General features: G+C 61.4%; 14 protein-coding genes. 7 read left to right on the top strand and 7 right to left on the bottom strand.

The annotated features are described in order from the left end of the window. Positions 1-25 precede the first annotated feature (25 nt). Positions 26-1,522: an efflux transporter outer membrane subunit gene (locus tag EK373_RS03920; RefSeq protein WP_129641423.1), complete on the bottom strand. Its 1,497-nt coding sequence runs from the start codon at positions 1,520-1,522 to the stop codon at positions 26-28. A gap of 270 nt (positions 1,523-1,792) precedes the next feature. On the opposite strand from EK373_RS03920, the gene cysD reads away from it, so the two are divergent. From cysD to cysQ, 3 genes are read left to right on the top strand one after another with little or no spacing between them, the layout of a single operon-like run. Then, on the top strand, positions 1,793-2,695 hold the full coding sequence (cysD, locus tag EK373_RS03925) for a sulfate adenylyltransferase subunit CysD (protein ID WP_129641424.1): 903 nt from the start codon (positions 1,793-1,795) through the stop codon (positions 2,693-2,695). Positions 2,696-2,697: 2 nt separating this feature from the next. Then, a complete protein-coding gene (gene cysN / locus EK373_RS03930) occupies positions 2,698-4,623 on the top strand; it encodes a sulfate adenylyltransferase subunit CysN (protein WP_129641425.1) in 1,926 nt (641 codons plus the stop codon). Positions 4,624-4,633: 10 nt separating this feature from the next. Further along, complete coding sequence (gene cysQ, locus EK373_RS03935) at positions 4,634-5,434, top strand: 3'(2'),5'-bisphosphate nucleotidase CysQ (RefSeq protein ID WP_129641426.1); 801 nt, start codon at positions 4,634-4,636, stop codon at positions 5,432-5,434. 10 nt (positions 5,435-5,444) lie between these two features. Here the strand turns inward: cysQ and EK373_RS32980 are convergent, their stop codons facing one another. After that, on the bottom strand, positions 5,445-5,609 hold the full coding sequence (locus tag EK373_RS32980; RefSeq protein WP_157994206.1) for a hypothetical protein: 165 nt from the start codon (positions 5,607-5,609) through the stop codon (positions 5,445-5,447). A gap of 217 nt (positions 5,610-5,826) precedes the next feature. Further along, positions 5,827-6,339 carry a hypothetical protein gene (locus EK373_RS03940; RefSeq protein ID WP_129641427.1) on the bottom strand — a complete coding sequence of 171 codons (513 nt, stop codon included), beginning with the start codon at positions 6,337-6,339 and terminating at the stop codon, positions 5,827-5,829. Between the two features lie 377 nt (positions 6,340-6,716). Between EK373_RS03940 and leuA the strand changes: the two genes are divergently transcribed. Then, a complete protein-coding gene (leuA, locus tag EK373_RS03945; RefSeq protein WP_129641428.1) occupies positions 6,717-8,414 on the top strand; it encodes a 2-isopropylmalate synthase in 1,698 nt (565 codons plus the stop codon). 67 nt (positions 8,415-8,481) lie between these two features. Here leuA and EK373_RS03950 read toward each other — a convergent pair whose 3' ends face one another. From EK373_RS03950 to EK373_RS03960, 3 genes are all read right to left on the bottom strand, one after another. After that, positions 8,482-8,910 carry a CBS domain-containing protein gene (locus EK373_RS03950; protein ID WP_129641429.1) on the bottom strand — a complete coding sequence of 143 codons (429 nt, stop codon included), beginning with the start codon at positions 8,908-8,910 and terminating at the stop codon, positions 8,482-8,484. Positions 8,911-8,979: 69 nt separating this feature from the next. Next, positions 8,980-9,249 (bottom strand): DUF2934 domain-containing protein, encoded by a 270-nt coding sequence (locus EK373_RS03955; protein WP_198683056.1) that lies wholly within the window; start codon positions 9,247-9,249, stop codon positions 8,980-8,982. A gap of 210 nt (positions 9,250-9,459) precedes the next feature. Then, the gene (locus tag EK373_RS03960; protein WP_129641431.1) at positions 9,460-9,942 is read right to left on the bottom strand and encodes an FKBP-type peptidyl-prolyl cis-trans isomerase; all 483 of its coding nucleotides are present in this window, start codon (positions 9,940-9,942) and stop codon (positions 9,460-9,462) included. Between the two features lie 132 nt (positions 9,943-10,074). On the opposite strand from EK373_RS03960, the gene EK373_RS03965 reads away from it, so the two are divergent. After that, positions 10,075-10,491, top strand: a complete 417-nt coding sequence (locus tag EK373_RS03965; RefSeq protein ID WP_129641432.1) for a c-type cytochrome — start codon at positions 10,075-10,077, stop codon at positions 10,489-10,491. A gap of 16 nt (positions 10,492-10,507) precedes the next feature. After that, the gene (locus EK373_RS03970; protein ID WP_129641433.1) at positions 10,508-10,993 is read left to right on the top strand and encodes a hypothetical protein; all 486 of its coding nucleotides are present in this window, start codon (positions 10,508-10,510) and stop codon (positions 10,991-10,993) included. Between the two features lie 7 nt (positions 10,994-11,000). On the opposite strand, the gene EK373_RS33925 is transcribed toward EK373_RS03970, so the two are convergent. Next, positions 11,001-11,123, bottom strand: a complete 123-nt coding sequence (locus tag EK373_RS33925; protein WP_269813030.1) for a hypothetical protein — start codon at positions 11,121-11,123, stop codon at positions 11,001-11,003. Here EK373_RS33925 and EK373_RS34180 point away from each other — a divergent pair. After that, entirely contained in the window at positions 11,117-11,248 is a 132-nt protein-coding gene (locus EK373_RS34180) for a helix-turn-helix transcriptional regulator (RefSeq protein ID WP_407676186.1), read from the top strand. The two genes, EK373_RS33925 and EK373_RS34180, sit on opposite strands and share 7 nt — an antisense overlap. Positions 11,249-11,436 lie beyond the last annotated feature (188 nt).

An 11,436-nucleotide genomic window follows, 5' to 3' on the forward strand; every position in this document is an offset into this window, starting at 1 on the left:
TGGGGTGCTTAGATTGGATGCGGCATCAACTGCCGGTGGTCGCAGCCGGAAACACCGACCAGCCACCGCCGAGCGCCTTGTACAGACGAATCAGATTGGAAGTCATCTCGCCGTCGCTGACCGCGAGCGAATCTTCGAGCGAGAGCAGCTGACGATCGGCGGTGAGCACGGTCTGGAAATCGACCAGGCCGGAATTGTATTGAACGAGCGCCAGCTCGGACGCGCGGCGCGCGCTTTCGACGGCCTCGATCAGCGCTGCATGGCGCCGTTGCTCGCTGGTCCAGGCATCCAACGCATTCTCCGTTTCTTCATACGCGGCGAGCACGACTGACTCATACGAAGCCAGCGCTTGATCGACCAGCGCGTTCTGAACTCGAATGTTCTGGCGAAGCTGTCCGCCATTGAAGATCGGCAGGCTCAGCGTCAGTCCGCTGCGCTCGACCTTGGAACCATCGAGCAGATCGCTGGCGGTGAGCGATTGCCAGGAGATGGAGCCGTTCAGCGACAAGCTCGGATACAGCGCCGCCGTCGCGACGCCGACTTGCGCTGTCTGCGCGGCGAGCTGGCGTTCAGCACTGCGAATGTCCGGACGGCGTCGCAATACATCGGCAGGCACACCCGCGACGATATCGACCGGCGCAATCGGAATCGGTTTGCGCTGTTGAAGTACCGCTTCCAGCGCGCCAGGTGTCTGGCCCGTGAGCACGGCCAGACGGTTCATGTTCTGGACCAGGCTCGATTCCAGCAACGGAATCTGCGAGCGCGTCTGTTGATAGCTGGTATTCGCCGACTCGACGTCGAGCACCGTCGTCAAACCGGCATCGGCGCGCCAGCGAGTGATGTCGAGCGCCTCGCGCTGTGATTCGAGATTGCGCTCGGCGAAATCGAGCCGCGACTGCGCGGTCCGCACGCCAACGTAGCTCAACGCCACATCGCCGAGCAGGACGACGAGAACATCGCGCAAGTCAGCCTCGGTTGCGGCGAGCTGCGCAGTGGCGGCTTCGTACGAGCGCCGCTGACCGCCGAAAAGATCCAATTCCCAACTTGCTGACAGGCCGCCGCTATAGGTTTCACCGACCGTACTGACCGCTTCGCCGCGCTCGTTGAAATTGGACTCGGACTCGCTGCGACTGGCGCTGGTCGACGCGCCGATATTCGGCCAGAAACCCGAGCCGGCGATGGCGCGTTGAGCACGAGCCTGAACGAGACGGGCGTAGGCCTGCTTCACCGACTTATTCTCGGCGAGCGCCCGCTCTATGAATTCGTTCAATTGCGGGTCGTTGAGCGTCGTCCACCAAGCGGCGAGTGACGGCGCGTCGGGAGACTCCACGCGCACGCCCGTTGCCGGCAACTCGTGCCACTCGTCCGGCGTGACTGTCTGCGGTGGGCGATAGTCCGGCCCCACGGCACAGCCGGTCAGCGCCAGGGCTACGGCGCCGGCGACGACCGAGCGGAAGGCCCCGGCGCGGGATGCCGTTTTCGACGGCGTCGGCAAAGGCAGGTGTGTGAGCGTTCTGGGCATGCTGACGGCTTCAATCGTGATGGCCAGCCCTCGACACACATGGCCGGCCAGGAGCTGGCCTGCTGTTGGTTGCCGCGCCAGGATGCAAGTTCAGCACGGGGACAGGCCAAGTAGTGTTAAACAATTGTAAGCATATGTATCTGAAAAGGCCGCGATTTTAGCTTCACGAGCTGACGGCGCGCCGAGCGGTGACCTGCTTATAACCAGACGTGAGCGGCGCCGTACCAGTTGCGATATGCAGGCATAAGGGTGTTAACGCACAATTCTTCGATGACCAGACTGACCCATTTACAAAGACTCGAAGCCGAGTCGATCCACATCCTCCGTGAGGTGGTTGCCGAGTGCGAGCGGCCGGTAATGCTGTACTCCATCGGCAAGGACAGCGCGGTGATGCTGCACCTGGCGATGAAGGCGTTCTATCCAGCCAAGCCGCCGTTCCCGCTGCTCCACGTCGACACCACGTGGAAATTCCGCGACATGATCGCGTTTCGCGACCGGATGGCCCAGGAGCTCGGCCTGCAGCTGCTGGTGCACATCAATCAGGACGGCCTCGATCGCGGCATCGGCCCGTTCACGCACGGCTCGGCCGTGCACACCGACGTGATGAAGACCCAGGGCCTGAAGCAGGCGCTGGATAAATACGGCTTCGACGCGGCCTTCGGCGGCGCCCGTCGCGACGAAGAAAAGTCGCGCGCCAAAGAGCGGGTGTTCTCGTTTCGCTCTGCCCAGCATCGCTGGGACCCGAAACGTCAGCGCCCCGAGCTGTGGAGCCAATACAACGCGCGCAAGAACAAGGGCGAGAGCCTGCGCGTGTTTCCGCTATCCAACTGGACCGAGCTGGACATCTGGCAGTACATCTATCTGGAAAACATTCCCATCGTGCCGCTGTATTTCGCCGCCATGCGCCCGGTGGTCCGGCGCGACGGCACGCTGATCATGGTCGATGACGACCGCATGCCGCTCAAGCCCGGCGAACGGCCGGAAATGAGGTCGGTGCGTTTCCGCACGCTCGGCTGCTATCCGCTGACCGGCGCCATCGAGAGCGAGGCTGCGACCTTGCCCGCGATCATCCAGGAAATGCTGTTGACGACCAGCTCCGAACGACAGGGCCGCGTGATCGATCACGACAGCGCCGCGTCGATGGAGAAGAAGAAGCAGGAAGGTTACTTTTAATCGTGGCTCACAAATCCGATCTCATCGCCACCGACATTCAGGCCTACCTGAAGTCGCACGAGCACAAGAGCCTGCTGCGGTTCATCACCTGCGGCAGCGTCGATGACGGCAAGTCGACCCTGATCGGCCGGCTGCTGTACGAATCCAAGATGATCTTCGAGGACCAGTTGAGCACGCTGGAAGCCGACTCCAAGAAGGTCGGCACGCAGGGCGGCGAGCTGGATTTCGCGTTGCTGGTCGACGGCCTGGCCGCCGAGCGCGAGCAGGGCATCACCATCGACGTCGCCTACCGGTTCTTCTCGACCGACCGTCGCAAGTTCATCGTCGCCGACACACCGGGCCACGAGCAGTACACGCGCAACATGGTGACCGGCGCTTCGACCGCCGATGTCGCAGTGATCCTGATCGACGCTCGTAAAGGCGTGCTGACGCAGACACGTCGGCACAGTTACATCGTGTCTCTGATCGGCATCAAGCACGTCGTGCTGGCCATCAACAAGATGGACCTGGTCGGCTATTCGCAGCAGATCTTCGACACCATCGTCACTGAATATCGCGAGTTCGCCGCACAGATCGGCCTCGACAACATCGTGCCCGTGCCGTTGTCCGCTTTGCGCGGCGACAACATGCTGGAACGCAGCTCCGCGACGCCCTGGTATCAGGGCCCGACGCTGATGGAGTACCTCGAAACCGTCGAGATCGAAGACGATCTGCAACACCGGCCGTTTCGTCTGCCGGTGCAGTGGGTGAATCGCCCCAACCAGGACTTCCGTGGTTTCGCCGGCACCATCGCCAGCGGCGTGATTCGCAAAGGCGACACGATTCGCGCGTTGCCGTCAGGACGCACCAGCAAGGTAGCCCGCATCGTCACTCACGATGGCGATCTGGAGCAGGCCGTCGCAGGACAATCGATCACGCTCACGCTGACCGATGAAGTCGACATCAGCCGAGGCGACGTGATCGCCGCAGCGGCCTCGCCGCCGGCGGTCGCCGATCAGTTCCAAGCGACCATCATCTGGATGCACGAGGAAGCGATGCTTCCCGGCCGTCCGTATCTCATCAAACTCGGCTCACGCACGGTCACCGGCAGCATTACTGCGCCGAAGTACAAGGTGAACGTGAACACGCTCGAACATCTGGCCGCGAAGCAGCTGGAGCTCAACGAAATCGGCGTGTGCAATCTCAGCCTGGACCGCGCCGTGGCGTTCGATCCATACACGGACAACCGAGAGACCGGCGGCTTCATCCTGATCGACAAGATCTCGAATGACACCGTCGGCGCGGGCCTGCTCAGCTTCGCGCTGCGTCGTGCGGAGAACATTCATTGGCAGGCGCTCGATGTGAACAAACATGCGCGTGCGGGATTGAAGGGCCAGCGTGCCTGCGTGCTGTGGTTCACGGGTTTGTCAGGCGCGGGCAAGTCCACTATCGCCAACCTGGTCGAGAAACGCCTGCACTCGCTCGGTCGGCACACGTACACGCTCGACGGCGATAACGTGCGTCATGGCTTGAACAAGGATCTCGGATTCACGGACGCCGATCGCGTCGAGAACATCCGTCGCGTCGCCGAAGTTTCCAAGCTGATGGTGGACGCGGGCCTGATCGTGCTCGTGTCGTTCATCTCGCCGTTCCGCTCAGAGCGGCGTTTGGCGCGCGAGCTGATGCAACCGGGCGAGTTCCTGGAAGTGTTCGTCGATACGCCGTTGGAAGAAGCCGAGAAGCGCGACCCGAAGGGCCTGTACAAGAAGGCTCGTCGCGGCGAGCTGCAAAACTTTACCGGCATCGATTCGCCGTACGAGGCGCCGGAGAAGCCGGAGATTCATCTGCGGACCGCACTCTCGTCTCCGGAAGCCGCGGCCGAGGACATCATGAACAGGCTGCGCGACGCCGGTATGCTGTATCCGGCGGACGAATTGTCCGGCCTGTAAGGAAACTGTCGTGGCTGCATCAGAACTGTTGGCGAATGTCGTCAAGCTGGCCCAGCAGGCCGGCGACGCGATCCTGAGCGTCTACAGCGAACAGTTCGAAGTCACGCACAAGACCGACCAGTCGCCGTTGACCGTCGCCGATCTGCGCTCGCACGAGATCATCAGCAAGGGATTGCGTGCACTGACACCGGAGCTGCCGGTGCTGTCGGAGGAAGCGAGCGATATTTCCTTCGAGCAACGACGTCAATGGACCCGCTATTGGCTGGTCGACCCGCTCGATGGCACGAAGGAATTCGTCTCTCGCAATGGCGAGTTCACGGTCAACATCGCGTTGATCGAGGATCATGTGCCTACGCTCGGCGTGGTGCACGTGCCGGTGACGAGCACCACGTACACGGGCGCGACTGGCGTCGGTGCGTTCAAACAAGTGGATGGACAAAGGCCAGAGCCATTGCGGGTGTGCTCACCGGCCAACACTCCGCTGCGCATCGTCGGTAGCCGTTCGCACCGTGGTGATTCGCTCGACCAACATCTGCCGAAGCTGGCGCCGTACGAACTGGTTGCCGTCGGCAGCTCGCTGAAGTTTTGCCTGGTCGCGGAAGGCAGCGCGGATTTCTATCCGCGCCTCGGTCCGACCAGCGAATGGGATACGGCGGCCGCGCAAGCAGTCGTCGAGGCGGCCGGTGGCGTAGTGGTCAAAACAAACGGTGAACGCCTGGCTTACAACACCAAGGCGGATCTGCTGAACCCGCATTTCCTTGTGTACGGCGATCGCGGGCGCGATTGGCTGCAGATTCTATCCCTGCGCTAGTTCTGGCGACTTACGCGATCTGCTCGATCGTCACCGTCGCCCGCTTGCCCATCGTTTCAAACAAGCCGCCGCCGAGCGGATTCAGCAACGCGACCGTCACCACGACGGTCATGGCCGCCAGGGTAGAGAGAATAATGGCATCGAAAGCGCCAACGAGCCTGGTATGAATGTTCACGAGTCGTACTCCACAGTTGTAAAACCTGTCCAGAGCGGCCCCAGTTGCGCGACATGAGCGCTTCAGCAACCGGAGGCGCGGCCATGCAGTCGTGCAATGAGTGTCTGGTTTTCATGGTGGAGACTGTGCCGTCGCCTCGTGACGGCAAAGTGATAGCACGCGTGAAGAACGCGTGAAATTTGCGGTCCGCCCGATAGGGCAATACTCGCTAACGACTTTAGGGAATGTCTGCGGCGGTCGGGTCGTTCGTTTTGTCCGGATCGCTCACCCGCAAGTACACTTGCGCGCCGCGCGTGCTGCCATCGCTTGCCGGCAACATACTGGTGAGGCGCACCGGATATTCACCGGCTGCGGTCGGTTGCAAACAAATATCTCGCTTGCTTCGCTTCAGGCCGAGACGAGGCTTTTGATCTTGTCGCACGGAGATCGATAGTGGCGCTCCGCCGACCTTCTCCTTGCCGGGCCCGAGCGTCCGAATGCTCATCTTCGCGAGACACAGTCGCTGCCCCATGGCGAGCTCGTTGACGACAGGCTCGACTTCGACCTGTTCGATCCGCACGTTGGCGAGGCTCTTGGAGACCAGGTCGGACGCCATGAACAATTGGCGTCCAGCATGTGCGGGATCCTTGTCAGAACCGCTGGACGCCTCGCCTATGACTACCCAGACGATCTGGAAAGGGCCTTCCTGGCTCGCGGCCGGCTGTAACGCCGCCAGCAGCAGCAGGGCCATCCAGCCCATCCTCCAGGGACTAAACCTAGGATTGGTCCGTTGCACCATATCAAACCAACCCAGGGCCACGGGGAGCAGTTCCCCTACCCCGGTGTGACGCCGATAACGGATTGCCGCAGGAACTCCTTGCGTTTCGCGCAAGCGCCCTGCTAGATTCATGCACATGCGTACGATCCAGCAAATGTCTGCTCTGCCCCCCCATGGCAGTGGGCTGCTGCGTGCGCGCCTGCACCTGCGTCGCTAGACGCAACAAATCACACCCTCGCCTCCCCCTCTGAAATGAGATTCGGGACCGGCGCAAAAAAACAAGCTTCTAGTTCGACTCGCTTCAGCGGCTGACAAGGTCATTGCCAGCTGCGATACAGGAAACGGAAACCATGCTGCAGGAACCTTCTACCAAGTATCGTTCGTTCGCCCCGATCCCGTTGCCAGACCGCACCTGGCCGAACAAAGTCATCAGCACGCCGCCCATGTGGTGCAGCGTCGATCTACGCGATGGCAACCAGGCGCTGATCGAACCGATGGACGGCGCCCGCAAGCGGCGCATGTTCGATCTGCTGGTGAAAACCGGCTTCAAGGAAATCGAAATCGGCTTCCCCGCCGCTTCGCAGACCGACTTCGACTTCTGCCGCGAGCTGATCGAGCAGAACCTGATTCCGGACGATGTGACCGTTCAGGTATTGGTGCAGTGTCGGCCCGAGCTGATCGCTCGCACCTTCGAGGCGCTCCAGGGCGCCCGCCGCGCGATCGTTCATTTCTACAATTCCACGTCGACGGTGCAACGTCGTGTGGTGTTTGGATTGGACCGCGCCGGCATCACGGATATCGCTGTAAAGGCCGCGCAGTGCGTACGCGAGCATGCCGAGCGCCATCCTGAAACCGAATGGCGTTTCGAGTACAGCCCGGAGAGCTTCACCGGCACGGAATTGGATTTTGCCGTGGAGATCTGCGACGCCGTGAACGCGGTGCTGCAGCCGACGCCGGAGCGCCGGGTCATCATCAACTTGCCCGCGACCGTTGAGATGGCCACGCCGAATATCTATGCCGACCAGATCGAATGGTTCCTCCGTCACGTGAAGAACCGCGATTGCATCATCTTGTCACTGCACCCCCACAATGACCGCGGCACCGGTGTCGCCGCCGCCGAACTGGGCATGATGGCTGGCGCCGATCGCGTCGAAGGCACGTTGTTCGGTAACGGCGAGCGCACGGGCAACGTCGATGTCGTGACGCTGGCGTTGAACATGTACACGCAAGGCGTGAACCCGGGCCTGGATTTCTCGAACATCAACGAAGCGGCGCGCATTGCCGAGCATTGCAATCAGCTGCCGATTCATCCGCGACATCCTTATGTCGGCGACCTGGTGTTCACCGCCTTCTCCGGCTCGCATCAGGACGCGATCAAGAAAGGCTTCGCCGCCCGCCGCGAGGGCGATATTTGGGAGATTCCGTATCTCCCGATCGATCCGCGCGATGTGGGCCGCACTTACGAGTCGGTCATTCGCGTCAACAGTCAGTCGGGCAAGGGCGGCATCGCGTATCTGCTCGAGCGCGACTACGGCATCACCATGCCACGCCGCTTGCAGATCGAATTCAGCCAGGTCGTGCAGGCAGTCACCGATGCCACCGGCAAGGAACTGTCGTCCGAGCAGATCTGGTCGCTGTTCCAGAAGGAATTCCTCGGCGACGACGGCGCGTACGTGTACGGCGGTCATCAACTGACGTCGCTGCGCGATCAGCACGAGATCGAGCGACTGTCCCTGAAGCTGAAGTGCAACGGCCAGGGCGCGCTGCTTCACGGCGAAGGCAACGGCCCGATCGACGCCATCGTCGATGCGCTGGGGCTGCGCTTCGACGTGCTGTCGTATGAAGAGCACTCGGTGGGTACGGGCAGCGGCGCTAAGGCGATGGCGTTCGTCGAAATCACCACGCCGGCTCGCGCCACTCTGTTCGGCGTCGGTTATCACGAGAACATCGTCACCGCCTCGCTGCTGGCGGTGCTGAGCGCCGTCAATCGCGCCCTTCAGCGCGGCCTGCTCGACGATGCGATGCCCGTCGCGACCGCGCAGGGCTGATCCAGAGGAAACGAACGTTCCTTGTTCCCCTCCCGTCCACGGGAGGGGAACAAGGGGGCGGGTCGGGTCACCCTGCGATGTAACGTTCCAGCTGGGTGATGGTCTGCTGCTGCTCTTCGATCACAGCCTTCACCAGGTCGCCGATCGAGATCATCCCCACCAGCCGGTTCTTTTCCATGACCGGCAGGTGGCGGATGCGTAGCTCCGTCATCAGCTCCATGCAACGGTGGACTCCTTCATCGGCAGAAACCGTCGTCACCGGCGAGGTCATGATTTGCCAGACCGGCGTGTCGGAGCTGGAACGGCCCAGCAGGATCACTTTCCGGGCGTAGTCTCGCTCCGAGACGATGCCGACCAGTTCCTCGTCCCGCATGACTGGCAGTGCGCCGATGTGCTTGTCGGCCATCAGCTGAATGGCTTCCAGCACCGGCTCTTCGGGACCGATGGTCCAGACGGTCTTGTTCTTGAAGGCAAGCAGGTAACTAACGCGTAGCATCGCGGCCCTCCTTCTTATGCGAGGACCAGCCTACTCCCAAAGGCGGATGCGATGAAATGCGTGCAGACGTCAGCCGTACAGCTTGGCGTGCACGGCGCGCTCGGCCTCCAGCCAGTCGTCCAGCTCGTGACCCGGCGAGAAATTACGAGCTGCCGCCAAATAGTAAGCGGCCGTCGCAATCATGCTGCCCACATCTTCCGGTGTCGGCTCGAGCGCGGCGGCGACTACAGCGGCTGTAGCTGTGGGTGATTTTCGAGCAGCGCGCGGTTTTTTTGCCGCTGCGGGCTTGGGCTGAGCGCGGGTGCGCTTGGCGGGTGAGGAATCAGGGGTGAATTGCATCGACATTTCCTCGAACCGTGAGGGAGAGCTCCCTCGATCAAGCATGGAATGTGCCACCGAGGCGGCGCCATTCTACGGTGCGGATATGACCAGGAATGTCGGAAGTTCGCGATCAACCAGCTGCCGACCGCGACTTGTTTTGAATGAAGGCTGGTGCAGGATCTTCGGCGTACGCACACGGATAGTGCGCACGCCGTGACGATTCGCTAATCAGTGATGATGGCCGCCCGGACCGTGCACGTGGCCGTGCGCCAGCTCTTCCTCGGTCGCGGTACGCACGCCGACGATCTCGACCTTGAAGTTCAGATTCTTACCGGCGAGCGGGTGATTGCCGTCGAGCGTCACCATGTCACCCTGCAAATTAGTGATGGTCACAGCGCGCACGCCGTGCTCGGATTGAGCGTGCAGCTGCATGCCGACATGAAGATTCCCTACACCCTTCAGGGCCCGGCGCGGCACCTGCTGGATCAGCGCCTTGTCGAATTCGCCGTAGCCGTCGGCCGGCGTGATTTTCACGTCCAGCTTGTCGCCCTCACCCTTGCCTTCGAGCTCGCGCTCCAGGCCCGGGATCAGATTGCCGTTGCCATGAATGTAGGCGAGCGGCTCGCCGCCGGCTGAGCTGTCGATGGTTTTGCCTTCATCGTCGGTCAGCGTGTAGTGGATCAGTGCGACGGCGTCTTTGGTGATTTGCATGACAGGGCCCGAAAGTCAGGTGGCCGAAACCGGGCATTATGGACCATCGAAAGGGCAAACGCCCGCGCCATCGCCGGTCCGGGCCAGATTGGATATGCTCCGGCGCCGTCTGGGGCGACGCTGGGTGTCTGAATGTCTTTGCCGAAGTTGAATCGATCCTGGTTGCTGGCCTGTGCCCTGCCGCTGTTTTTGTCGGCGTGCGGCTCCAAAGACGCCGGAGGCGGAGATGCGACTCGCGGCCGCGAGCTGTACACCAAGGAGTGCGCGGCCTGCCATTCCCTCTCCGCCAGCACCGAAAACGCACCCATGCACTGTGGCCTGTTCGGTCGCAAGGCCGGCACCGTCGCCGGCTTCCCATATTCCGAAGCGATGCGCTCGTCCGGATGGGTATGGAACGAGAAGACGCTCGATGAGTTCCTCAGCGCACCGTACCTCACCTTGCCGGGCACGATCATGGGCTTCCCTGGATTCTCCCAAGAGGCCGATCGCGCGGATGTGATCGCGTATCTGAAAGAGGTCAGCAAGGATCCGAGCCAGTGCGGGAAGTGAGGTCGATCCTCAGCTCATGGCCGTCTGGCAATTCACCATTGCACTGCTGCCGCAAGACTGGCTGGACGCAGGCGGCGATGTGCTCTCTTTGTTTGCAGAAGGCTGCTTCGATGCCAGCTCTGCATGGCGCTCGTATCGTCATCCGCAGCTGGAGCAAATCCTCGGGAGCGCCTTGAGCCAAGGCAAGTCGTGGAGCTCGCAGCTCACCCTCTGGGGCAGCGAACAGACAAACGACATTCAGCTGTTTCGTAGCAAAGACCGGGTGGACTCTGTCGTCGTACGCTTCGATCTGCGGCAGCCGAACATGGCGCTCTTCCAGCAAGTGATTCGGATCGCACAGCAACTGCGCCTTGCGATAGTGACAGTCGAAACGATGAGTATCGTGCCGCTGGACGTGCTGCGTCTGTTACGGGCCGCCGCCGAATCGAGGGCGGCACATTTCGTACTGGATCCCGCGTCGTTTCTGTCGCAGATGGAATCGGCGAACACTCGTCCGGCGTAACAGCAGCTCAATCGCCGAGGTAAGCGCGCCTCACTTCCGGATGATCCAGCAGCGCGCTGCTCTCGCCAGAGAACACGACCTGGCCCTGGCTATACAAATAAAGCGATCGCACGCCTGCTGAAGATCTCACCGAACACGGTGAAGTATCACTTGAAGTCGCTTTACGAAAAGCTCGGCGTCAATTCACGAAGAGATGCCGTGCGGCTGTCGCGGGAGCAGAAGCTGCTCGACGGCTCACAGGATCGAGCTCTCTAGTCAAGCATCTGTTTCACGAAAATATACGAACAGATCTCCCAGTCGATATCACTTGATCTGAGCGCGTTGGACATGACTTTGAAGTTATGACAACGACAGCGCGAATTATGTCGCGCAGTTTTCGAATTTCGTTTTACGGCGTGTGTGGCGTCGCGTCGAAAAGACTTACGAGACGTATCTGATCTGCG

Origin of the sequence: Peristeroidobacter agariperforans (genome assembly GCF_004138335.1) — a bacterium.
Taxonomy (GTDB): domain Bacteria; phylum Pseudomonadota; class Gammaproteobacteria; order Steroidobacterales; family Steroidobacteraceae; genus Steroidobacter; species Steroidobacter agariperforans.